General features: G+C 68.6%; 23 protein-coding genes. 7 read left to right on the top strand and 16 right to left on the bottom strand.

All coding sequences use genetic code 11. From position 1 onward, the window contains the following. The 5 genes from ACFPCV_RS06525 to ACFPCV_RS06505 all read right to left on the bottom strand — a co-directional run bounded on the left by ACFPCV_RS06525 (position 1) and on the right by ACFPCV_RS06505 (position 3,945). A complete protein-coding gene (locus ACFPCV_RS06525) occupies positions 1 to 285 on the bottom strand; it encodes a hypothetical protein (protein ID WP_378055127.1) in 285 nt (94 codons plus the stop codon). Positions 286 to 398: 113 nt separating this feature from the next. Continuing rightward, a complete protein-coding gene (locus ACFPCV_RS06520) occupies positions 399 to 953 on the bottom strand; it encodes a flavoprotein (protein ID WP_378055126.1) in 555 nt (184 codons plus the stop codon). Next, complete coding sequence (locus ACFPCV_RS06515; protein WP_378055125.1) at positions 953 to 2,194, bottom strand: helix-turn-helix domain-containing protein; 1,242 nt, start codon at positions 2,192 to 2,194, stop codon at positions 953 to 955. Before ACFPCV_RS06515 ends, ACFPCV_RS06520 begins: the two co-directional genes overlap by 1 nt. Before the next feature lie 74 nt (positions 2,195 to 2,268). Then, on the bottom strand, positions 2,269 to 2,811 hold the full coding sequence (locus tag ACFPCV_RS06510; protein WP_378055124.1) for a HEPN domain-containing protein: 543 nt from the start codon (positions 2,809 to 2,811) through the stop codon (positions 2,269 to 2,271). Beyond that, a complete protein-coding gene (locus ACFPCV_RS06505) occupies positions 2,812 to 3,945 on the bottom strand; it encodes a DUF262 domain-containing protein (protein WP_378055123.1) in 1,134 nt (377 codons plus the stop codon). It abuts the gene before it with no gap. A gap of 681 nt (positions 3,946 to 4,626) precedes the next feature. Between ACFPCV_RS06505 and ACFPCV_RS06500 the strand changes: the two genes are divergently transcribed. Continuing rightward, the gene (locus ACFPCV_RS06500) at positions 4,627 to 5,157 is read left to right on the top strand and encodes a pyridoxamine 5'-phosphate oxidase family protein (protein WP_378055122.1); all 531 of its coding nucleotides are present in this window, start codon (positions 4,627 to 4,629) and stop codon (positions 5,155 to 5,157) included. Between the two features lie 52 nt (positions 5,158 to 5,209). Here the strand turns inward: ACFPCV_RS06500 and ACFPCV_RS06495 are convergent, their stop codons facing one another. Both ACFPCV_RS06495 and ACFPCV_RS06490 read right to left on the bottom strand, forming a co-directional pair. After that, a complete protein-coding gene (locus ACFPCV_RS06495; RefSeq protein WP_378055121.1) occupies positions 5,210 to 5,806 on the bottom strand; it encodes a hypothetical protein in 597 nt (198 codons plus the stop codon). 295 nt (positions 5,807 to 6,101) lie between these two features. Beyond that, positions 6,102 to 8,108, bottom strand: a complete 2,007-nt coding sequence (locus ACFPCV_RS06490) for a thioredoxin domain-containing protein (protein WP_378055120.1) — start codon at positions 8,106 to 8,108, stop codon at positions 6,102 to 6,104. A gap of 157 nt (positions 8,109 to 8,265) precedes the next feature. Here ACFPCV_RS06490 and ACFPCV_RS39010 point away from each other — a divergent pair, with 157 nt between their 5' ends. Further along, positions 8,266 to 9,102: a hypothetical protein gene (locus ACFPCV_RS39010; RefSeq protein ID WP_465251553.1), complete on the top strand. Its 837-nt coding sequence runs from the start codon at positions 8,266 to 8,268 to the stop codon at positions 9,100 to 9,102. On the opposite strand, the gene ACFPCV_RS06480 is transcribed toward ACFPCV_RS39010, so the two are convergent. Both ACFPCV_RS06480 and mca read right to left on the bottom strand, forming a co-directional pair. After that, the gene (locus ACFPCV_RS06480; RefSeq protein ID WP_378055119.1) at positions 9,099 to 9,422 is read right to left on the bottom strand and encodes a hypothetical protein; all 324 of its coding nucleotides are present in this window, start codon (positions 9,420 to 9,422) and stop codon (positions 9,099 to 9,101) included. The two genes, ACFPCV_RS39010 and ACFPCV_RS06480, sit on opposite strands and share 4 nt — an antisense overlap. Continuing rightward, the gene (gene mca, locus ACFPCV_RS06475) at positions 9,419 to 10,300 is read right to left on the bottom strand and encodes a mycothiol conjugate amidase Mca (RefSeq protein WP_378055118.1); all 882 of its coding nucleotides are present in this window, start codon (positions 10,298 to 10,300) and stop codon (positions 9,419 to 9,421) included. Before mca ends, ACFPCV_RS06480 begins: the two co-directional genes overlap by 4 nt. Positions 10,301 to 10,446: 146 nt before the next feature. On the opposite strand from mca, the gene ACFPCV_RS06470 reads away from it, so the two are divergent. Both ACFPCV_RS06470 and greA read left to right on the top strand, forming a co-directional pair. Beyond that, complete coding sequence (locus ACFPCV_RS06470; protein ID WP_378055117.1) at positions 10,447 to 10,887, top strand: DUF4307 domain-containing protein; 441 nt, start codon at positions 10,447 to 10,449, stop codon at positions 10,885 to 10,887. Between the two features lie 176 nt (positions 10,888 to 11,063). Further along, positions 11,064 to 11,561: a transcription elongation factor GreA gene (gene greA / locus ACFPCV_RS06465; RefSeq protein ID WP_378055116.1), complete on the top strand. Its 498-nt coding sequence runs from the start codon at positions 11,064 to 11,066 to the stop codon at positions 11,559 to 11,561. Positions 11,562 to 11,859: 298 nt separating this feature from the next. Here the strand turns inward: greA and ACFPCV_RS06460 are convergent, their stop codons facing one another. Further along, positions 11,860 to 12,354 (bottom strand): Lrp/AsnC family transcriptional regulator, encoded by a 495-nt coding sequence (locus ACFPCV_RS06460; RefSeq protein WP_378055715.1) that lies wholly within the window; start codon positions 12,352 to 12,354, stop codon positions 11,860 to 11,862. Positions 12,355 to 12,501: 147 nt separating this feature from the next. Here ACFPCV_RS06460 and hppD point away from each other — a divergent pair, with 147 nt between their 5' ends. After that, the gene (gene hppD, locus ACFPCV_RS06455) at positions 12,502 to 13,665 is read left to right on the top strand and encodes a 4-hydroxyphenylpyruvate dioxygenase (protein WP_378055115.1); all 1,164 of its coding nucleotides are present in this window, start codon (positions 12,502 to 12,504) and stop codon (positions 13,663 to 13,665) included. Between the two features lie 59 nt (positions 13,666 to 13,724). Here hppD and ACFPCV_RS06450 read toward each other — a convergent pair whose 3' ends face one another. The 5 genes from ACFPCV_RS06450 to ACFPCV_RS06430 all read right to left on the bottom strand — a co-directional run bounded on the left by ACFPCV_RS06450 (position 13,725) and on the right by ACFPCV_RS06430 (position 18,717). Beyond that, entirely contained in the window at positions 13,725 to 13,985 is a 261-nt protein-coding gene (locus ACFPCV_RS06450; protein ID WP_378055114.1) for a hypothetical protein, read from the bottom strand. Between the two features lie 70 nt (positions 13,986 to 14,055). Continuing rightward, complete coding sequence (locus ACFPCV_RS06445) at positions 14,056 to 15,213, bottom strand: cystathionine gamma-synthase (RefSeq protein ID WP_378055113.1); 1,158 nt, start codon at positions 15,211 to 15,213, stop codon at positions 14,056 to 14,058. Between the two features lie 67 nt (positions 15,214 to 15,280). Further along, the gene (locus tag ACFPCV_RS06440) at positions 15,281 to 15,871 is read right to left on the bottom strand and encodes a hypothetical protein (RefSeq protein WP_378055112.1); all 591 of its coding nucleotides are present in this window, start codon (positions 15,869 to 15,871) and stop codon (positions 15,281 to 15,283) included. Between the two features lie 89 nt (positions 15,872 to 15,960). Further along, on the bottom strand, positions 15,961 to 17,223 hold the full coding sequence (locus ACFPCV_RS06435) for a hypothetical protein (protein WP_378055111.1): 1,263 nt from the start codon (positions 17,221 to 17,223) through the stop codon (positions 15,961 to 15,963). Between the two features lie 117 nt (positions 17,224 to 17,340). Next, the gene (locus tag ACFPCV_RS06430; RefSeq protein WP_378055110.1) at positions 17,341 to 18,717 is read right to left on the bottom strand and encodes a cystathionine beta-synthase; all 1,377 of its coding nucleotides are present in this window, start codon (positions 18,715 to 18,717) and stop codon (positions 17,341 to 17,343) included. A 197-nt stretch (positions 18,718 to 18,914) separates the two neighbouring features. On the opposite strand from ACFPCV_RS06430, the gene ACFPCV_RS06425 reads away from it, so the two are divergent. Next, the gene (locus tag ACFPCV_RS06425) at positions 18,915 to 19,760 is read left to right on the top strand and encodes an SGNH/GDSL hydrolase family protein (RefSeq protein ID WP_378055109.1); all 846 of its coding nucleotides are present in this window, start codon (positions 18,915 to 18,917) and stop codon (positions 19,758 to 19,760) included. Between the two features lie 13 nt (positions 19,761 to 19,773). Continuing rightward, the gene (locus ACFPCV_RS06420) at positions 19,774 to 20,994 is read left to right on the top strand and encodes an acetyl-CoA C-acetyltransferase (RefSeq protein ID WP_378055108.1); all 1,221 of its coding nucleotides are present in this window, start codon (positions 19,774 to 19,776) and stop codon (positions 20,992 to 20,994) included. A 134-nt stretch (positions 20,995 to 21,128) separates the two neighbouring features. Here the strand turns inward: ACFPCV_RS06420 and ACFPCV_RS06415 are convergent, their stop codons facing one another. Beyond that, the gene (locus tag ACFPCV_RS06415) at positions 21,129 to 22,229 is read right to left on the bottom strand and encodes a hypothetical protein (protein ID WP_378055107.1); all 1,101 of its coding nucleotides are present in this window, start codon (positions 22,227 to 22,229) and stop codon (positions 21,129 to 21,131) included. Positions 22,230 to 22,245: the final 16 nt, after the last annotated feature.

Here is a 22,245-nt window from a genome sequence, read left to right as displayed (position 1 = left end):
TCAGTCTCCTTCGGGATGGTTGGTGAGTCCGGCCCAGCCGCTCGGACGGTCGTCGAAGGTGCGGGAGCGGTTCTGCTCGTCACACCAGTCGGCGAAGTCGTTCGCGGCCGCCGCCAGTGAGCGGGCGAACCGAGCGGTGTCGGCCAGTCCGCCGATGCGTGCGGGGACCTGAACGGTCATGCCGACGTCGCCGCTGCCTGCGATGAGCTGCCGGACGCCTGGCAGGGGTTCGATGACCTCAGCGCCGAAACCGGCCGTGGGTTGGATGACTACGTGCACACTCATGCGCCTTCCGCCGTCCTCGGGGCACCCGGTCGGGTGCGGTGATCCAAGGAAACCGGCGAACACGCCAACGACCCGGACAAACTGTCCGGGTGCCTCAGGTGAGGGGGTTGCGGCTACCGCTGAACTGCGGAAACGATGGCGTCGATGATCGCGTCCCAGGGCAGTTGCTTGCCCGGCGCGGAGCGCGGCTCGTGCAGCGGCCACACGTCCTCACCCATCACGAGACGCACCCCGACGCGCTGGAGTGCGCCGATGTGGCTGTCCCACGAGGGCTGACGAGCGTGAGCGGCGTTGATGCGCGGGAACACGACGACCGGGATGGTGCCGCCGCCGATGGCCTCACAGACCTGGGTCAGTGCCTGGTTGTCGGCCAGGCCGAGCGCGAGCTTGCCGACCGTGTTCGAAGTGGCCGGGACGACCGCGTAACAGTCGACCTTCGGGTGCGGGCTCTCCTCGCCAGGCAGCCGCGGCTTCACCCGCACCGGCAGACCCGTGACCTGCTCAATCTTGTCGATATCGCCGGTCGCGTCGAGCCAGGTCGCGGCGGTCGGCGTGAGCGTGACAGCCACCCGCCAGCCACGTTCGATCATGGGCTCGACGAGCTTGGGAAGGATCTCCTCCACGCCGCCGGCGGCGGAGCCGACCAGGCCGAGCACGGGCGCGGCCATCAGCCCTCACTCACCGCGCGGCAGCGTTCGGCCAGAGCCAGCAGCAAGGAGGACTTCTTGCCGCCGGTGACTGGTGCGCGCCGGTAGATCGTCCGCACGACCTCCCGCGCAATGACGGAGTGGCGGACGAGTTGGGGCGACTTCTCCTCGGCGGACAGCAGGACTTGCACGGCGTCGTCGTCCTTGGCGAGCAGGCTCAACGCGCGGGCGTAGTCGATCAGGTGGGTGACCTGCCGCTCGACCGGCATGCCGCTGGTGTCGAGTTGCTCGGCCTGCTCGATCACGAGCGGGATGTCGCCGAGGTCGAGCCCGGCGGAGATCCGGTGCAGGGCGACGTTGGTTGGCCCGAACCCGGTCAGCCAGTGGTTGGCGTCCTCACCGAGGGCGTCACCTGCGATCCCGGCCTTGGAGAGCAGTTCGTTGGCGATGCCCCGGTCCTGCTGACGCGCGGCAGCGATGGCCGAGCGGAGGTGAAGCATGCCGTACAGGCTGAGTGCGGCTGGGTCGCCCTCGTTCATGCGGGGCGTGAGCCAGCGGGCAGCAGCGTCGCCGAGCTGCATAGCGTCATCGAACCGACCGACCGCCAGCAACGCGTGAGTACCGGACCGGGCAGCCGAGGCCAGGACCAGCGGATCGTCGGCGGTGTCCGCGGCTTGCATGGCCCGCTCTGCCGCGATCCAGGCGAGATCAGCCTCTCCGACCTTGGACAATGTGGTCGCAGCCAGGTGATGGATGCGCGCAGACACAGCAGCGCACTGCCGCTTGTAGGAGCCGTCCCCGCCAGCGGCTTCCATCTGTTGAGCGGTCTTGATCAACCGAGGGAGCGCGGCGACGACCTTGCCGATCCGGCCACCCTGGTAGTCCGACCAGGCATCCTCGGTCCACTGAGCGACCGGCTTGGGGTCGACATACTCGGGCTCGAACCCGCCGCCGAACAGCGTCTTGGACAGCCGCTGAGGAGCCATGAGCGCATCCCGGATAGCCGGGACATCATCATTCTTGTGCTCATCCTCCATAAGCACCGGCTCACCCAACAGATCACCAAGCGTGACCCGCAGCGCCCGAGCGACCTCGACCAGCACATCCAGACGGCGGATCTCCCGCTCACCACGCTCGATCTTGGACAGCCAGTCCTCAGATCGGCCGACCAACCCAGCCAACGTGGCCTGAGCAAGCCCCCGCCGACGTCGGTAGAACGCAACACGCTCTCCCACCGTCAACGGATCACCTGCACCACGCATACTTCGAGGCTAGCAGTGGCGAGAGGCAGTTGCCGCAACTCGGAAGCACAATCAGAACTGACTGTTTCCGCTATTCAGGCACCAGCGCGCGCCCGAAGGCGTGCCTGCACGCCTTCACGGGGATCGAATTTGGCTATGAACCACTCCGCAATCTCACATGCTGCTTGATAGTGGGAAACTGCACGATTGCGATTAACTCCCTCATTTAGCCCATGCGCAATCCGATGCCGCTTATCAACAAGAGCGGATAATTCTCGAAATAGATACTCGTCATCCTTGTTTAGAAAGGTGTCAAATTCTTCTGCCATACCGCTATCAAGTCGCCCAACCAAGCTGGAGAGGTTTCCAGGCGATGGGTTCGGAAAGTACGCCATGTGCGAAATCGCGAACGAACGGACCAAGCCATGAGACTTAGCTCTTACATACGCTTGGAACACTTCAATAACCACTTGCTCAAGGTACCCGCATGAACGGACTACCAGAAATCGAGGTATCCAGGTGCGCTCATCGTCTCCCCAGCCGCTCGGAGGATTCTCAACAGCAGCTGCAAGCTGATCCAACTGATTCCTAATAGAAACAAGCCCAGATGGGGGCCATCGCACGGGCGTCTGCGACATTTACGATCTCCTCATAATCGCACTGAACGCTAGCTCGTGACGGATGCGAACATTCTCTTCACTTGCAGTCGACCTAGTAATGGCTGGCACAAAATTTTTATGGCCAGAAAGATCTTCGATCCAATTGCTTATTATATCCGGCTCGATTGCACTCTTCGGACTTTCATCAATACGCCTCATGAGCGCCACAAACAGCGCCTCAGTGAGGGCCGCATTTACCTGACGACTTTGGTAGCGGATCGCGTCCCTTCCGCCAGCAATTGCCAGATAGGCCGCCGCGGCGATAAACAGGCGCTTAACATTATCGCCGTCAAGGTTGTTTAGCTCGCGATATTCTTCGGCAAAGTCATTCAGGTATTTCTTCAACGGACGATAGTACGCACCTTGTTGCACATATAGTGCTATGATACGTAGCACCAGTTCCTGATCACGGAGCCGAGGCGACACCGCTCCGTAAATTTCTCTCCACACAGGCTGATGATTTAGGTCATTTAGATAGTCGATCAACGGTCCTGCATACAGAGCGACTCGGATCTCGTGGGGCGTAAGTTGTGTGCCACCAGAGTTCAGTCTTTCAAATACTTGATATACCGCCTCACGCGAGCCAGCAGTACCGTCAGTTCTGACTATCGTCGCTTGGATAAATGTATTGTCCAACTGACGTCGCATGTCCGGCTCAAGAGTCTTATACGTGAGGCCCTTGAACTGAAGTGACACATTCTGGAGAGCGAACTCCTTGCCGTCGTACACGCCATCATAGAACGCCGCTAGCGTGCGCAGACGTTGCTGCCCATCCAAAACCAGATATTTATTGTCAACCTGCTGCACTAACATAATACCCGGAATAGGGAACCCCAGGAGCAGTGACTCTATGAACCGATCCATCTGATTTCGCGTCCAGACGAAAGCGCGTTGAAACCCGGCAAAGTCGATTGGTTCACCTTTATAGCCAAACGAAGGGATGACAATGTCATTCCTCTTCAACCGACGCACTAAGCCTTCAACATCGAAGTCTGACCCCATATATGCAACTGGGGTGACATCGTCCTCTGCTTCGATCAGCTCCTCGACCTCATCAGCAGTAAGGGCAATATCATCAGTCATATCTTCATCGGTCCCGTCAGATTTGGCCATAACGCGCAGCCTACTGTGCTTATCCGTTCTCCACGGTGAACGAGAGCCCATCCGGAGTTGGTGTTTGGCGGGCGTTGTGCTGCCGAACCCGGCTCTATGGGATCAAGGCGCGCCGCCGGCGGCGGCGCGCTGTGCCCGTCGCGTTGGCGACGTGGCCTGCATCCATCGCGGCACGGGCGGCTTCCGCTCCGCTCACGCCGCCCGGCCTGCGCGGCGCAGCCCACGGCCCGCGGCGGGGAGCGCCGCCACCGGCGGCGCAGATGATCGCACCTCATGCAAGGTCACATCGTCCGGCGAGCTGCCGGTGTATCACTTGCCGACCCCTCAGCGCCCGGTGATCGTCTAGCACCGGGCCATCGGCCTAAAGGGCGCCTGTCGGCGTCGCTAGCGCGATCTCGCTTCGCTCGTCCCTTGACCCCGACGTCCCGGTGCTACGGATCGGCAGGGGCGAGGGGAAAGGGGAGGTGTGGGCAGCCAAGATCAGGCCGTGTCCAGGCCGTCAGAGGTCAAGGACGGCCGAGAACGCGCGAGAACTGTTGGCAGACGTTTGCGCAGGTAGACAACATCGTGACCCGGTCAGAGCGGAGAGTGCCGCCACCTGTGAGCACTACATCGCGATCTGGCTGGCCATGTATCCGTGAGTGGGTGTCGAAACGGGCATGGCTCGTTCGACGTACTGGCATGACTGAGACCAAGACCGCGCCGATCTCGACCACCAACCTCGACCGGTACGGGTCCGCGCCGTTGCCGTGGAGTCGGGCATGCGATGTGCTCGAAACCGATACGCCCACCGCTGACCTGACGTTCTTCGTGTCCACCGTGCGGCCGGACGGGCGGCCGCACTCGGCTGGGGTGGGGGCCGTGTGGGTGGACGGCGCCTTGTACTTCAAGAGCGGGCCGGGTACGCGCAGGGCGCGCAACCTGGCGGTGAACCCGGCGTGCACCGTGTCGACGCGGTTGCGTGGGCTTGACCTGGTGATGGAAGGCGAGGCCCACCGCGTCACCGACCCGGCCACCCTGGAGCGGGTTGTGGCGGTCTACCGCACGGGTGGCTGGCCGGTGGAAGTCGAGGGGGACGCGCTCACCGCCCCGTTCAGTGCGCCCAGCGCCGGGCCCGCCCCATGGCACCTGTACCGCCTCACGTTGCACACCGCGTTCGGTGTGGCCGGTGCCGAGCCGCACGGGGCCAGCCGCTGGGACTTTGCCCACTGAGCCGCCGCGGCCGCCCGATGGTCACCCGTGCCATCGGGCGGACCGTGCACGGTTACAGGTCGGGGCCCTTCGTGCGTAGGTCGTCGACCTTCGACATCGCGTCGCGCAGTTCCGCCAGCCATTCCTCGGCGTGTTCGCCGACCAGGCGGACCGCCCAAGCCAGGGCCTCGGACCGGGAGCGGGCGACGCCCGCGTCCACCAGCGTGTCCAGTACCAGGCGTTCCTCCTGTCGCAGGCGGGTCATCACCGGCACGGACAGGGTGGTGAACAGCTCCTCTGTGCTGCCCAGCTTCGCGCCCCACGCGACCTTGCGGCCGTAGCGGTGCTCGGCCTGGCGCGCGATCTCGATGCGTTCCTCGCGGGTGTCCTCGCGGAACCGGCTGATCCGGCCGGACTCGGCGGCCGCGCGGGCCGCGTCGTCGGCGAACTCGCCATCGAGTGGGGGCAGGGTGCCGACCACGGTGATCTCTTCCCGGTCCACGACCACGACCGGCGACTCGGTGAACCAGGCGTCCGGCAGCCTGCCGGAGAACCAGGCGGACGCGTCGTCCGCTGACGGCAGGTCCGCCTGACCGCCTCGGCCGCGACCTCGGCCACCTGGCCCGCCCCAGCCGCGCCCCTGGCCCCAGCGGTGTCCTCTCGGTCCCATGTCGCACCTCCTTGCTTACATGATTACACCGATACCGAGCTTACGGAAGGCTGCGGTGGGAGGGGTGGACGTTCGCCGCAGGCGGACGGGGCAGCGCGAACCGCCGACTCGACGGTCGCGAACGGGGAACTCGCAGGTTCTGAACCGGGGACTCGCGGGTTCCGAAACCGGGACTCGCAGGTTCTGAACCGGGGACTCGCGGGTTCCGAAACCGGGACTCGCAGGTTCTGAACCGGGGACTCGCGGGTTCCGAAACCGGGACTCGCGGGTTCTGAACGGGGGACTCGCGGGGTGGTTAGGTCAGGGCGGCGGTCAGGGCGGCTACCGCTGTTACCGGGCGGTCGCAGACGTAGCCGTGGCAGACGTAGGCTGCCGCGTTGCCGTCCACCAAGGGGCGGTCGGCCAGCAGTGGGGTTTCGTCGGGTTCTCCCGCCAGGATCACCGAGCCGCCCGGGGCGTGGTGCAGTGCCGTCTCCCGCAGGGCCGCGCGGCACGCGTCGTCCGCCGGGCCCACGATCGCGATCTGCAGCGGGCCCTTCGCCAGTGCTTCGGCCACGCTCAGCCAGTGGCCCGCGAACCTCGGGGCCCTTGCCGCCAGTTGACCCGCCCTGGCGACCGCCTCTTCCGCCGCCGCGCGGTAGCGGGCCGCGTCCTGCGCGCCCACCAGCGACGACGCCGTCAGCAGCGCGCCGGCCAGCGCCGACGCACCGGACGGGCTCGCGTTGTCGCTCGGGTCGGCCGGGCGCCACACCAGTGCGTCCGCGTCGTCCGCCGTGTCGTGGTAGGCGCCAGGGGCCTCCGGGTCCGCGAAGTGCGCCAGCGCCGTGTCGAGCAGGGCCGTCGCCGCCGTCAGCCAGCGTGGCTCGGCGGTCGCCTGGTACAGGGTCAGCAGGCCATCGGCCAGGCAGCTGTAGTCCTCCAGCACGCCAGCCGCCGCGCCGACGACGCCGTTCCGGGACGCGCGGCGCAGGCGACCGTCCACCAGGTGCGCCGTCGTCACGAACTCGGCCGCCGCCACCGCGCCACCAAGCCACCTCGGCACGTCGAACGCGCTGCCCGCGGCGGCGAGCGCGCCGATCGCCAGGCCGTTCCACGCGGTGATCACCTTGTCGTCGCGGGCAGGCTGCGGGCGGGTCAGCCGGGCTTCCAGGAGCTTGCGGCACACCTCGTGGAACCGTTCGTCGTCGTCCGGTTCGGCCAGGAGCCGCAGCGTCGACGTGCCGTGTTCGAACGTGCCCTCGGCCGTCACGCCGAACAGGGCCGCCGCCCACGTGCCGTCTTCCGCGCCGAGCACCTCCGTGAGCTGCGCCGGGGTCCACGCGTACGTCAGGCCCTCGACGCCGTCGGTGTCCGCGTCCAGTGACGCCGCGAACCCACCCGCGTCGGTGCGCAGGCGGTGCAGCAGGAAGTCCGCGGTCTGCTGCGCGACCACGCGGTACCGCGTGTTCCCCGTGCGCAGCGCCAGCCTGGTGTACAGGCGCAGCAGCAGACCGTTGTCGTACAACATCTTCTCGAAGTGCGGCACCACCCAGCCCGCGTCGACGCTGTACCTGGCGAAGCCGCCGTCGAGCTGGTCGTAGATGCCGCCGGCGGCCATGGCCTTCGCCGTGCCCTCCACAATGGACAGCGCTTCGACCGAGCCGGTGCGTTCGTGGTGGCGCAGCAGGAACTCCAGCACCATCGACGGCGGGAACTTCGGCGCGGTGCCGAATCCGCCGTTGCGCCGGTCGTACTCGCCGAGCATCGCCGCGGCCGACGACGCGAGCACCCCTTCGTGCACTGTGGATGACGGCAGTGCCGCGGTCTGCTTGCGCAGCTCGGCGACGATGCGGCCGCCCGCGTTCCGCACCTCCGCGTCGCGGGTCCGCCACGCCTCGTCGACCGCGCCGAGCAGCTGCCGGAACGAGGGCATGCCCGGCCGCGGTGTGGGCGGGTAGTAGGTGCCGCAGTGGAACGGTTCACCGTCCGGGGTGAGGAAGCACGTCATGGGCCAGCCGCCCTGACCGGTCATGGCCTGCGTCGCGGTCATGTACACCGCGTCCACGTCCGGTCGTTCCTCGCGGTCCACCTTGATGTTCACGAAGTTCTCGTTCATGACCGCGGCGGTCTCGGCGTCCTCGAACGACTCGTGTGCCATCACGTGGCACCAGTGGCAGGCCGCGTACCCGATCGAAAGCAGGACCGGTACGTCCCTGCGCCGCGCCTCGGCGAACGCCTCCGGCGACCACGGCCGCCAGTCGACCGGGTTGTCCGCGTGCTGCAGCAGGTACGGGCTCGTCGCGTGCGCCAGCCGGTTCGCCATACCACCAGCGTCTCAAACCAACGCCGGTGTCGCCCGTCCCGCCCTTTCTGGGCGCTGCCCTCGGAGCGGCAGGGGCAGCGCGCTCGCGACCGGTGCGCGAGAACGTGCCGTCGATCGTGACAATAGTCCGTGCGGCACAACAGAACTTCGGCGGTGGGTGAGGACCTGTCCGCGGCTGGCGCCGTGCCTCCTGCCCGCGCTGCTGTTCGCGTTCTACCCGCGGGTCGTCTCGGTCATCGGTGCCGGGCGGGCCGTGTCGTGGCCGCAGCTGTTCTACTTCGCGCTGCCGTTGACCGTGGTGCAAGCCGTCCTCGGGCTGGTCGGTGGGCTGGACGTCGACGGCATGCCGCTCTGGCGGAGTGCCGCCTACCTGTTGCTCGGCCTCCTCGCCTACCTGCACGGTAGACACATCGACCAGCGGATCGCGTGGTGGTTCCTCGGCGGCGGCGCGCTGATCCTCGGGGTCCTCGTCGTGTTGCCGTGGCTCGCCGAGCGGGCCCGGCTCGCCGAGCGCGGGCGCGTCGCCGCCGACCTGCACGACTCGCTCGGCCACGAGCTCGCGGTCCCGGCGACCGACCGGCTCCGCCAGACCATCGCGATGCTCCGCGACGAGGCCATGATCCGCGCTGGGTCTGAAAGCCGTCCTCGCGACCGACCAGGGCATCACGGTCGTCGCGGAGGCGGCCGACGGGTGGGCGGCCGTCGAGCTGACGCACGCGCACCGGGTCATCGCCGGGCTGCGCACGGCCGGGCTGACCAGGCCGGCGACCGCGCGGAAGAAGGTCGAGGCACTCATCCCGAGGGAGCGGGACGTGCTCGCGCTCGTCGGGCGCGGACTGTCGAACCAGGAGATCGGGCGGGAGCTGCACCTGGCGGAGGGACCGTGAAGGCCCACCTTTCGTCGATCCTGCGGGGCCTGGACGTGCAGAACCGCGTCCAGGCCGCCACCACCGCCTACGAGGCCGGGATGACTGAGCAGCCCTCCCGGGACTAGCCCTTCTTGTCCTCTGCCGGTGCCTCGTCGGCCTTGTCCCCGGTCCCGTCCGCGGGTTCGTCCGAGCCACCGTCGCCGTCCTGGGGCTTGTCGAACGACTCGGGCACCCGCTTGAGGTGCTTGGTCATCGACCGGACCAGGAACGCGACGGCGATGAAGAACAGCAGCAGAACAAGCAGGCCGACCGGCGACGACTTGCCGAAGTCCTCGCCCCGCCCACCCGGCTCGCTCGGCTGGGAGGGCTGGGCGACGACCTCGGCGGTCGCCTGCCAGGCGGCCACGTCCGGCCCGAAGAACGATGGGCCGGAACCTGAAGTCATGCGCTTACCTTCTCCGTGATCCCCGAGAACAGGTCGTCCTCAGGCAGTGTCGTGTCCACCAGGGACCGCACCAGCTCGTACTCCTCGTACGGCCAGACCTCCCGCTGGACCTCCAGCGGCACGAAGAACCAGCGGCTGTTGGGGTCGATCTGCGTCGCGTGCGCGAGCAGCGCGGCGTCCCTCTTCTCGAAGTATTCCCCACACTCGACGCGCGTCGTCACCCGGTCGGCGACATCGCCCCGTTCGGAGTCCCACCTCGCCAGCCACTCGACGTACGGCGACTCCATGCCGCGCTCGATCAGCGCGTCGTGCATGGCCTGCATCCGCTTCCGCGAGAAGCCGTGCGAGTAGTAGAGCTTCAGCGGCGTCCACGGGTCGCCTGCCTCCGGGTGGAGGTCGGGGTCGCCCGCCGCGTCGAACGCCGCCACCGACACCTCGTGGCAGCGGATGTGGTCGGGATGCGGGTAGCCGCCGTTCTCGTCGTAGGTGATGACGACGTGCGGCTTGAACTCACGGATGAGCTTGACCAGCGGCGGCACCGACTCCTCCAGCGGCACCAGCGCGAAGCAGCCATCGGGCAGCGGCGGCATCGGGTCGCCCTCCGGCAGCCCGGAGTCGACGAACCCGAGCCAGCGGTGCCGCACGCCGAGGATGTCGGCGGCGCGGGCCATCTCCTTGCGGCGGTACTCGACCATGTTGTCGAGCACTTCCGGCCGCTCCATGGCGGGGTTGAGTATGTCGCCCCGCTCGCCGCCCGTGCAGGTCACGACCATGACCTCGTGCCCGTCGGCCACGTACTTCACCATCGTGGCGGCGCCCTTGCTCGACTCGTCGTCGGGATGCGCGTGCACCGTCATCAGACGCAGCTTCTCAGCCATGACCCTTCGGTTCCTCCCTGAACGTCCCCCGGAGTCACCCGCCCTCTGCGGTGAGCGGATACTCGGCTCGGACATACGAACCACTCCGGCGGGGTGCATTGTTCCCGCCGGGACCGACATTTTTGAGTTGTCGTGGAGGCCCGAGGATGACCGCCCCCGGTAGCACGCTGATGGAGGACCGCTACGGCACGAAGCCGCGGCGCACCTCCAGGCGGACCTACTGGGTCATCGGAGCGGTCGCGCTGATCGTCAGCGGTGTGCTGGCGTGGATCGGCTACCAGAACTTCGGGACCGCGGCCATCGAGACACAGACCATGAGCTTCGCGAACCTGCCCGACGACCGCATGAAGTTGACGTTCGACGTCACCAGGGACACGCCGGAGCGGCCCGCGGTGTGCATCGTGCGCGTTCGGGTGCTGGACGGCAGCGAAGGTGGTCGCAAGGAGGTGTACGTCCCGCCTGGCGCGGGCACCATGACCATGTCCACGGTCATCACGAGCAGCGGCGAACCGGTCACCGCCGATGTCTTCGGGTGCTCCTATCAGGTACCGGCATATCTGTCCACGCACATGCCGCCAACAGGGTGAACTAGACCGTCACCCTCGGCGTATCGGACATAACGGACAAGCTCCGGCTTGCATCCGTGGTATTCTGACGTACCTGCACGGCCCCCTGGCGGGCCGTGTTTTTCCATTCCGGGTGTCCGCCGCCCACCCGGGACTACCGCCCCGAATCCCCGGGATCCGGAAGTATTGACGAGGAGTTGGTGACCGTGAGCGACACCCAGGTGACCTGGCTGACCCAGGAGGCCTACGGTCGGCTCAAGCAGGAGCTCGACGAGCTGATCGCGAATCGCCCGGTACTCGCCGAGAAGATCAACACGAGCCGCGAGGAGGGTGACCTCAAGGAAAACGGCGGTTACCACGCGGCCCGTGAGGAGCAGGGGCAGAAAGAGGCGCGGATCCGCCACCTCCAGGAGCTGCTGCGCAACGCCAAGGTCGGCGAGGCGCCCCGCAACGACGGCCTGGCCGAGCCCGGGAAGGTCCTCACCATCCGGTACGAGGGCGACGACGAGGACGAGAAGTTCTTGCTCGCCACTCGCGAGGAGGGTGCGGAAGGCGAGCTGGAGGTGTACTCGCCCGAGTCGCCACTGGGGAAGGCTCTGCTCGGCGCCAAGGAGGGCGAGACCCGGTCCTACGAGCTGCCCAACGGGTCCACGCAGAAGGTGACTCTCATCAAGGCTGTGCCCTATTCAGGCTAATTTCTCCGCGGCTGGTCCGGGGCGGGCCGGTTGGGGAGAGATACCTGGTTGACGAGGGGGCCCGGGTCGGCATCGCCGACCCGGGCCTTTGTCGTTCCGGAGTCGCCGCATCCGGTGGAGTTGTCCACAGCCGCCCCGGTTGTCCACAGTTCGGCTCACGTCCCTTGATTCGCCGGCGGGCACTGGTAGACTGGCATGGCGGGACGCCCCCGGGTTCGGGTGGGGGTTGCGTTCCGGCCGGTTCGCGGGTTTTCGCAGGTTTCGCGCCTCATGTTGCGGCGCTGGGAACCGGGTGCCGTCATCCGCGCGCGGGCGGTGGGGAGTCGGCTTTCGCCACCTTCTCCAGCAGTGGGCGGACGCGGGACGGGATCGGGGTCGACAGGGCTATCGACGTCGAGGTCCTGCTCACCCACCTGAGGTCCACGACCTCGTCGATCACTCGTTGGAGATCCGCGTTCGACGTCGCCACCATGCGGACCAGCAGGTCGCCTTCTCCGGTGGTCGCGTGGACTTCGCAGACCTCGTCGATCGCGCGCAGGCGTTCGGTGACCTCCGCTCGTTTGCCCTGCGCTATCTCCAGGACCGCGAACGCGGTCAGGCCGTAGCCCATCGCCGCCAGGTGGACCGCCGGCGGGAAGCCGGTCAGCACTCCGCGTTGTTCCAGGCGGTCCATCCGGGCCTGCACGGTGCCCCGTGCGACGCCGAGGCGGCGGGAACACTCCAGCACACCGAGCCTCGGTTCGTCGGTGAGCAGGAGCAGCAGCCTCGCGTCCAGCCGGTCGATCTCCGACATCTCCGGGAACCCCCTGCACATACTGCTCATCTTGTCCGTCAACTATGCGCATCTTCTGCGCAGATTGTCCAGTAAATCCTGGCGCTGTTGCGCAGACTGCCTACGCGAACGAAGCTGCGGGTACCGCCGCAGTACCAGGAGGACGCCATGACCGACACGATCGACGACGTCACCTTCGACCAGATGCGCCAGCTCGTCGGGCTGGTCGACTACGACGCGACGAAGGACCCCTTCCCCGTCAAGGCGATGGACGCCGTCGTCTTCACGGTCGGTAACGCCACGCAGACCGCCTGGTTCTACCAGGCCGCGTTCGGGATGACACTCGTCGCGTACTCGGGACCGGAGACCGGTCAGCGCGACCACAAGTCGTTCGTGCTGAAAGCCGGGTCGGCGCGGTTCGTGGTCAACGGCGGGGTCGCACCCGACAGCCCGCTGCACGACCACCACCGCAAGCACGGCGACGGCGTGGTCGACCTGGCGCTCGAGGTCGCCGACGTCGACCAGTGCATCGCGCACGCCCGCGCGCAGGGGGCGACGGTCCTCGAGGAACCGCACGACGTGTCCGACGAGTTCGGCACGGTCCGGATGGCCGCCATCGCCACCTACGGCGAGACCCGGCACACGCTCGTCGACCGCAGCCGCTACTCCGGGCCGTACCTGCCCGGGTACGTCAGCAAGGCGGGCCGGGCGCGCAAGCGGCTCTTCCAGGCCGTCGACCACTGCGTCGGCAACGTCGAGCTCGGCAGGATGGACTACTGGGTCGAGTTCTACAACCGCGTCATGGGCTTCGTGAACATGGCGGAGTTCATCGGCGACGACATCGCCACCGACTACTCCGCGCTGATGTCGAAGGTCGTCTCCAACGGCAACCACCGGGTCAAGTTCCCGCTCAACGAGCCGGCCATCGCGAAGAAGAAGTCGCAGATCGACGAGTACCTCGAGTACTACGGCGGCGCGGGCTGCCAGCACATCGCGCTCGCCACCAACGACATCATCGGGACCGTCGTCGCCATGCGGGAGGCGGGGGTCGAGTTCCTGGAGACGCCCGACTCGTACTACGACGACCCCGAGCTGCGGGCCCGCATCGGTGAGGTGCGGGTGCCGATCGAGGAGCTGAAGCGCCACCGGATCCTGGTCGACCGGGACGAGGACGGCTACCTGCTGCAGATCTTCACGGCCCCCGTCGGCGACCGGCCCACCGTGTTCTACGAGCTGATCGAGCGGCACGGCTCGCTGGGCTTCGGCAAGGGCAACTTCAAGGCGCTGTTCGAGGCCATCGAGCGTGAGCAGGAGCGCCGCGGCAACCTCTGAGCCGGGGCAGGACGAACACAGTGGCGGCGGCCTGTTCAGGCCGCCGCCACCTGTTCGTTCTACGGGGCCTTGTCGACCTTCCCCAGGTTGTTCACGGCCGGGGCGTCCTCGGCGGGGGTGTTCGGCGCTGGCGACAGGTGCTCGGGGTCGACACAGCTGCCGACCAGCTCGACCTGACCGTCGTCGCGCTGGATGTAGCGGCCGGGGTCCGCGCAACCGGCCTGGTGGACGGTGAACACCGCGACCCCGGCCAGCGTCACAGCGGCCAGCGTCGCCCCCGCCAAGGGAAGCGCACCCGCGACCCGTGCCCCGACCGCCATGCTCGTCTCCCGCGTTCGCACTCTTGTTGCAATCGAGAATACCCGGCCTTCGCGCGACCGTGGTGCCCGATCAGTCGAGGGCGGTCAGCAGGTCCTGCACCAGGTCGGTGCCCTCCTCGATGCCGACCGACAGGCGCAGCAGGTCGTTGGGCACCTGCAGCGGCGAGCCGACCGTGCTGGCGTGCGTCATCTTCCCCGGGTGCTCGATCAGCGACTCGACACCGCCGAGCGACTCGCCGAGGATGAACAGCTCCGTGCGGGCCGCGACCGCGAGCGCCGCCTCCTCGCCACCGGCGACCTCGAACGACACCATGCCGCCGTACCGGCGCATCTGCTTGGCCGCGATCTCGTGGCCGGGGTGGTCGGCGAGGCCCGGGTAGTAGACCTTCGTGACCTTCCGGTGCCCGAGCAGCGCCTCGACGACCCGCTCCGCGTTGTCGCTGTGCCGCTCCATCCGCAGGCCGAGGGTCTTCGCGCCGCGCAGGGTGAGGAACGCGTCGAACGGGCCGGGCACCGCGCCGACCGTGTTGCGCAGGAAGGCGAACTGCTCCTGCAGCGTGTCGTCGGAGGTGATGAGCGCGCCGCCGACGACGTCGGAGTGGCCGCCGAGGTACTTGGTGGTGGAGTGCAGCACCACATCCGCGCCCAGGCCCAGCGGCGACTGCAGGTACGGGGTGGCGAACGTGTTGTCCACGACCAGGCGCGCACCCGCGTCGGCCGCGACCTGCGCGAGCGCGGCGATGTCGGCGATGCCCAGCAACGGGTTGGTGGGCGTCTCGGTCCAGATGACCTTGGTGTTGGGGCGGACCGCGTGCCGCGCGGCCTCGACGTCGGCCAGGTCGACGGTCGTGTACTCGACGCCCCACAGCGTCATGACCTTGTCCAGCAGGCGGAACGTGCCGCCGTACGCGTCGCCGCCGAGGATCACGTGGTCGCCGGGACGGGTGATGGCCCGCAGCGCGATGTCCGCGGCGGCCATGCCGGAGGCGAACGCGAGCGCGTGTCTGCCGCCTTCGAGCGAGGCGAGTGCCTCCTCGAGTGCGCTGCGGGTGGGGTTCGCGGTGCGTGAGTACTCGTACCCGCCCTCGCGCAGCCCACCGACGCCGTCCTGGGCGAAGGTGGACGTCGCGTAGATCGGGACGATCACCGAGCCGGTCCGCGGGTCAGGCCGCTGACCAGCGTGGATAGCGCGTGTCTCGAATCCCCATCGACTCGTGTCCTCTGCCATGCCGCCAGCGTACGACGCCCGGGTCGAATGCCCAGCATCTGGGACTGGAGCCCTGATGGGGGAACATCTACCAGCCCTGTCGATACGGGTCGTGGTTGCTCCGGGTGGGGCCACGCAGCCAGTCGAGTGACGGCGGCAGCACGGCGATGGTCAGCAGGATGACGCCGAGCACGAACGCGACGAACCGCAGCACGGCCTGCTCGTTGCCGAACTCGAACATCGCCTTGAAGTAGTTGGCGTAGTCGCCGGACGGTTCGAAGTCGGGCAGCGCGCCGAGCATCGACCCCCACACGCCCTCCGCCAGCGCCGGGTCGAGCAGCAGCACGGCGACGGTGAGCACCGCACCGGCCACGAGCAGGAACGCGCCCGCCAGCTGCCTGGCGAACACCAGGACCGCGCCGAGCAGCACGATGCCGACGACCGCGAAGTGCATGACGTTCATGACCGTCCAGCCGGTCGGTACCTCCACGCCGGACGGGATGTCGGACAGCAGCATGATCGTCTGGGTGAGCAGCACACCGCCGGCGCCGAGTCCGAGGATGCCGGACGTGATCGCGAGACCGGGCCCGGACCGGTCCGGGACGGGCCCGGCGTAGCCGGGTGGCCGCGGGTGACCGCCGCCCTGCCAGTTCTGTTGCGGATACCCCGGATAGCCCATCCCCCTGCTCCTTCCCCCTGTGCGGACCCCATCAAACCAAAACGCCGGCCGGCCCGAGGGCCGACCGGCGAATCCGGTTCAGTTCACGCTCACCACTGCGGCGGCTGACCACCCTGCTGAGGCGGCTGGCCGTAACCACCCTGCTGGGGCGGCTGCTGCCCGTAGCCCTGCTGCGGCGGCTGGCCGTAGCCCTGCTGGGGCTGACCGTAACCCTGCTGCTGCGGGGGCTGGCCGAACCCGCCACCGGGCGGCGGACCGAAGCCGCCACCGCCACCGGGACCACCCAGCGCGGACTCGCCACCGAGGAACTTCTTGGTCTGCGGGAAGTAGCCCAGTGCACCGGCACCGGCGACCAGAATGCCCGCGATGAGCGCCCACACCGGCACGTTCGGCATGTCGCCGCTGTCACCCTCGATGCCACCCCACAGGATCAGCTCGAAGATGCCGAAGACCAGCATCAGGCCGCCGCTGACCACGAGCACCAGCGGAGCCAGCTTGTGCTTGAGGAACACCAGCACGCCACCGCCGATGGCGCCGACGGCACCGACCAGCGCGAGCACGGTGCAGAGCGTGAGCAGGCCGGGGGACGGGAGGCCGAACGCGTCGACCTGCTCCTCCGGCAGGGTGTCGTAGATGTCGCTGTAGTCACCGAGGTCACCGAAGTCGACCAGCGCGAAGATCGCCACGAGCAGGCCGAGCAGCGCGGCGAGACCGGCGATGCCCCACGAGATCATCTGGGTGTTCTGGCCCTGGCCACCGAAACTCGGGCCCTGGCCGAGGCCCTGCTGCTGCGCGAACCCGCCCTGCTGCGGGTAGCCGGGCGGCGGCTGCTGCCCAGGGAAGCCCTGCTGCTGCCCGAAGCCCTGCTGCTGGCCGTACCCCTGCGGCGGCTGCTGACCGAAGCCCTGGGGCTGCTGGCCGTAGCCATGCGGAGGCTGCTGCCCGGGGAACCCGCCGGGAGGCGACGCGTCGGCCCCTGGCGGCGGGGCGTATGGCGGCTGCTGAGGGGGAAGCGACCCCGGCGGCACCATCTGCGTCGCGCCCGAGTCCGGTGCCTGGCCCGGCTGGGTCTGCTGCCCGAACGAGCCCGGCGGCACGACCTGCGTCGCGCCGGAGTCGCCCTGGTCCGAAGGCAGCGGCTGGCCGGGCTGGATGTGCTGCGTGCGCTCCACACCGTCAGCGCCGGTCTGGCCGCCCGGGGGCGGCAGCGGCTGACCAGGCTGGATGGCCTGCGTCGGGCCCGCGTTGGTCAGGGCCGGGTTCTGGCCGGAGTCCTGCGACTCCCCACCTTCCCCATGCTGCGGTGGCTGGCCGCCCTGCCACGGTTGGTTCGGCGGCTGCGGAGCGCTCATCGGGTACAACCCCTCTTCACATCTACTTCACATCAACCGGATGTCGACTTGCGTGCGCGCCAACGCTAGTGCATGGTCCGGGGCTTTGCGTGTAACGCCCGGAACGACACGGACGATTCACCGGCCCGCCAAAAAACCGAGGAGGTCCTGCCGGGTCACCACCCCGGCGGGCTTGCCGTCCACCAGCACCAGCGCGCCGTCGGCCGACGACAGCGCACCCATGGCGGCGGTGACCTGCTCACCTGCTCCGATGGTGGGCAGCGGCGGGGACATGTGCAGGTCGAGCCGGTCGGCGAGCGCCGCCTTCCCGGTGAACAGCGCGTCGAGGAGGTCCCGCTCGTTGACGGCTCCGACGACCTCGGCGGCCATCACCGGCGGCTCCGCGTTGACGACCGGCATCTGGGACACGCCGAACTCACGCAGGATGGTCACCGCGTCGGCCACGGTCTCGGTCGGGTGCGCGTGCACCAGGTCCGGCATGGCACCGCCGGACCCCTTGCGCCGCAGCACGTCGCCGACGGTCGCGCCGGAGTGCTCCGGCGGCAGGAAACCGTAGGAGGCCATCCAGTCGTCGTTGAAGACCTTCGACAGGTAGCCGCGGCCCCCGTCGGGCAGCAGCACGACCACCACGTCGTCCGGGCCGAGCCCGCGCGCGAGCTTGATCGCCGCGGCGGCCGCCATGCCGCACGAGCCGCCGACCAGCATGCCCTCCTCGCGGGCGAGACGGCGGGTGACCTCGAACGACTCCGCGTCGGAGATCGCGATGATCTGGTCGGCGATCTCCCGGTCGTACGTGGACGGCCAGAAGTCCTCACCGACGCCCTCGACCAGGTACGGGCGGCCGGTGCCACCGGAGTACACCGAGCCCTCCGGGTCCGCGCCGATGATCTTGACCCGGCCCTCCGACACCTCCTTGAGGTAGCGGCCGGTGCCCGAGATCGTGCCGCCGGTGCCGACACCCGCGACGAAGTGCGTGATCCGGCCATCGGTCTGCTTCCAGATCTCGGGTCCGGTCTGCTGGTAGTGGCTCTCCGGGTTCTGCGGGTTGGAGTACTGGTCGGGCTTCCAGGCGCCCTCGATCTCCTTCACGAGCCGGTCGGACACGTTGTAGTACGAGTTCGGGTGCTCCGGCGCGACCGCGGTCGGGCAGACCACGACCTCCGCGCCGTAGGCCTTCAGCGTGTTCCGCTTGTCCTCGGACACCTTGTCCGGGCACACGAACACGCACTTGTAGCCCTTGCGCTGCGCGATCATGGCGAGTCCGACGCCGGTGTTGCCGGAGGTCGGCTCGACGATCGTGCCGCCCGGCCGCAGCTCGCCCGATGCCTCGGCCGCCTCGACCATCCGCAGCGCGATACGGTCCTTGACGCTGCCGCCGGGGTTGAAGTACTCGACTTTCGCGAGCACTGTCGCCGACACCCCCTCCGCCAGCGATCCCAGCTTGACCAGGGGCGTGTTGCCCACCAGGTCGGTCACATGCTCGACGTACTCCACCTGCGCTCCTTGTGAGAACTAGTTCCCCCCGGCCAGGGAGCCTAGCTCGCATTACCACGGTGCCATTTGTTCACCTAGCGGAATCGAGCCTTCTTCGAGTTACCCCCCAGTGACCGGGCACACACTCGATAACGACCGAGCGATACCCATCGCAGAAGCGGTTACGGGCTGCGACACTGGTAGTCAGGAGGACGGCGATGGCTGGAGCGCGAGCACTCAAGGCACTGCTCTTCGCCGCCGGTTCGATCGGCGGGCTGTCAGGCGCGGTGTACGGCCTGCTCACGGGCCAGTCGAAGCGTGCGCGGACGATCATCGGCAAGGCGCGGGGCCTCCCGCTGAACGCGGACGGGCGCTACCTTCCGGACGGTTCCGGGCCGTTCGTCCCCACCAGCGGTGACGCTCTGTCATTCGCCGTTCTGGGTGACTCGCTCGCCGCCGGGCTCGGTGCGGAGTCCCCGGACCGGCTGCCGGGCGTGCGGCTCGCACGGACGCTCGCCGAGGAGCTGGACCGCCCGGTGCGGCTCGCGACGCACGCGATCAGCGGCTCCCGCACGGTGGAGCTGGAGCCGCAGGTGGACCGCGCGCTGATCGACCCGCCGGACCTGGCGCTGGTGATCATCGGCGGCAACGACGTGACCTCGCGGATCAGCATCGGCACGTCCGCCGAACTGCTGGCCGGGCAGGTGGGCCGGCTGCTGGCGGCGGGCGCGACGGTGGTCGTGGGCACCTGCCCCGACCTGGGCATCATCCAGCCGATCCCGCAGCCGCTGCGAACCATCGCGAGCCGGTACGGGCTGTCGCTGGCCCGTGCGCAGCGCCGCGAGCTGGACCGGGTCGGCGCGCGTGCGGTGTCGCTCGCCGCGCTGCTGTCGCCGGAGTTCCTCGTCCGCCCGCACGACCTGTTCAGCGACGACCGCTTCCATCCCAACGGCGCAGGCTACGAGCTCGCGGCGAACGTCCTGCTCGCCCCGTTGTGTGATGCTGTGCGGCAAGCACAAGGCCATGCGGGGCCGGGCCGCGTAGCCTCCTCGTCAGGTACCTGACGAAGGAGTTGGCATGCCAGAGGCCGTCATCGTTTCCGCGGTCCGCTCGCCGATCGGGCGGGCCGGGAAAGGTTCCCTGATCGACATCCGGCCGGACGACCTGGCCGCGCAGATGGTGCGCGCGGCGCTGGACAAGGTCCCGGCCCTCGACCCGGCGGACATCGACGACCTGATGCTCGGCTGCGGCCTGCCCGGTGGCGAGCAGGGTTTCAACATGGGCCGCGTGCTCGCCGTGCTGCTCGGCTACGACCACCTGCCCGGCTGCACGGTCACGCGGTACTGCGCGTCGAGCCTGCAGACCACGCGGATGGCGTTCCACGCGATCAAGGCCGGCGAGGGTGACGTGTTCGTCAGCGCGGGCGTGGAGACCGTGTCGCGGTTCGCGAAGGGCAGCTCGGACAGCTGGCCCGACACGCAGAACCCGGTGTTCGGCGACGCGGTCGCGCGCACGGCGTCGGTCGCCGAGAAGGGTGCGGGCGAGTGGCACGACCCGCGCGGGGACGGCAACGTCCCGGACGTCTACATCGCGATGGGCCAGACCGCCGAGAACCTCGCGCTGCAGAAGGGCGTGACCCGCCAGGAGATGGACGAGTTCGGTGTCCGGTCGCAGAACCTGGCCGAGCAGGCCATCAAGGACGGGTTCTGGGCGCGGGAGATCACGCCGGTGACGCTGCCCGACGGGCGCGTCGTCGACACCGACGACGGCCCCCGGCCCGGGGTCACCTACGAGAAGACCGCGACGCTGCAGCCGGTGTTCCGCCCGGACGGCCGCGTGACGGCCGGCAACTGCTGCCCGCTCAACGACGGCGCCGCCGCGCTGGTGATCATGTCCGACACCAGGGCGGCGGAGCTGGGACTGACCCCGCTGGCCCGCATCGTGTCGACCGGGGTTTCCGGGCTGTCGCCCGAGATCATGGGCCTCGGCCCGGTCGAGGCGTCGAAGCAGGCGCTGGCCCGCGCGGGCATGACGATCGACGACATCGACCTCGTCGAGATCAACGAGGCGTTCGCCGCGCAGGTCATCCCGTCCTACCAGGACCTCGGCATCGACATCGACAAGCTGAACGTCAACGGCGGCGCCATCGCGGTCGGCCACCCGTTCGGCATGACCGGCGCCCGGATCGCCACCACGCTCATCAACTCCCTGCAGTACCACGACAAGCAGTTCGGCCTGGAGACGATGTGCGTCGGCGGCGGGCAGGGCATGGCGATGGTCCTGGAGCGCCTGAACTAACCGGTCGGCCCCCACACACCCCTGCGGCCGCCCGACGGGGCTGGGCCACAACGAGTGCCGTCAATGGGCCGTTCAGGGCGCCCAGCGCCCTGAACGCGCCTTTCAGGGCATTCCAACGCCGTCGACGCGCCTTCCTAGATGGCGTACGGCCAGGCGGTGAGCGCGTAGCCGCCGAACCAGCCGGACAGCAGCGCGGTGGCGGACAGCACGGCGAGCACGGTGCCGGTCCGCCGCCGCGCCAGCCCGGCCGCGACCGGGAGCAGCAGCGTGAACGCGGGCACGAGCAGGCGCATCTTCGAGTACGTCACCCCGCTGGACCCGGCGGTCATCACGACGAGCCCGATGCCGTACGCCACCAGCGGCCACGGCAGCCCGCGCACCACCACGACCACGCACAGCACGACCGCGCCCAGCACCGTCAGCACGTTCGCGGTCTCCATCAGCGGCGCGTCCGAGGTCAGCACGCGCCCGACGAACTCGCCGGTGTTCACGCCGCCGTCGAACGTCGTGCCCCACCCGGCTTCCTGCAGTGCGAACCAGCCGAACAGGTTGCCCGTCCGGTCCGCGACGAACAGCAGGAACCCGCCAAGTCCCAGCGGGCACACGATCGCCGCGAACACCCCTCGGGACGTGCGGCCGTGCAGCACCACCGCGACGATCACGATGAGGATCAGCACGCCCGCACTGGGCCGCACCAGCCCGGCGCCGACACAGCACAGCGCGGCGAGCCACCACTTCCGTTCCATCACCCCGACCAGTGCCCAGGCGGCGCACGCGCTGAACAGCGCCTCGGAGTAGACCATCGACAGCGTCACGGCCATCGGCGTTGACGCGAACAACGCGACGAGGACCAGCCCGGTGCGCCGGTCGTCGGCCAGGCGCGTGATGCCGTATGCGGCGGTCAACCCGGCGGCGAGGCTGATCAGCAGCCCCGCGAGCACCGGTGCGACGGTGAACAGGCTGATCAGCATGGGGTATCCGGGGAAGAAGGCGAGCGTGGTGTCCTGCGTGAAGTTGCCGGCCGCGTCGACGAGCCCATCGTTGTGGGTGTACCCGTGCTCGGCGATCGACAGGTACCAGTCGCCGTCCCACGACGTCAGCACGTCCAGCAGCGTGCGGTCGTGGGCGCCGGCCATGATCGCGAGCACGACCAGCCCGGCCAGCCGCACGGCGAGGTACACCGCGGCGGGGGCCAGCACGTGCGCGGTCAGGCGCGGGGCAAGAGTTCTCTGCACGTGGCTACCTATGCCG

The sequence above is a fragment of the Actinophytocola glycyrrhizae genome (assembly GCF_042653545.1).
Taxonomy (GTDB): Bacteria; Actinomycetota; Actinomycetes; order Mycobacteriales; family Pseudonocardiaceae; genus Actinophytocola; species Actinophytocola glycyrrhizae.
This window is presented reverse-complemented; position numbering and strand designations above follow the sequence as displayed.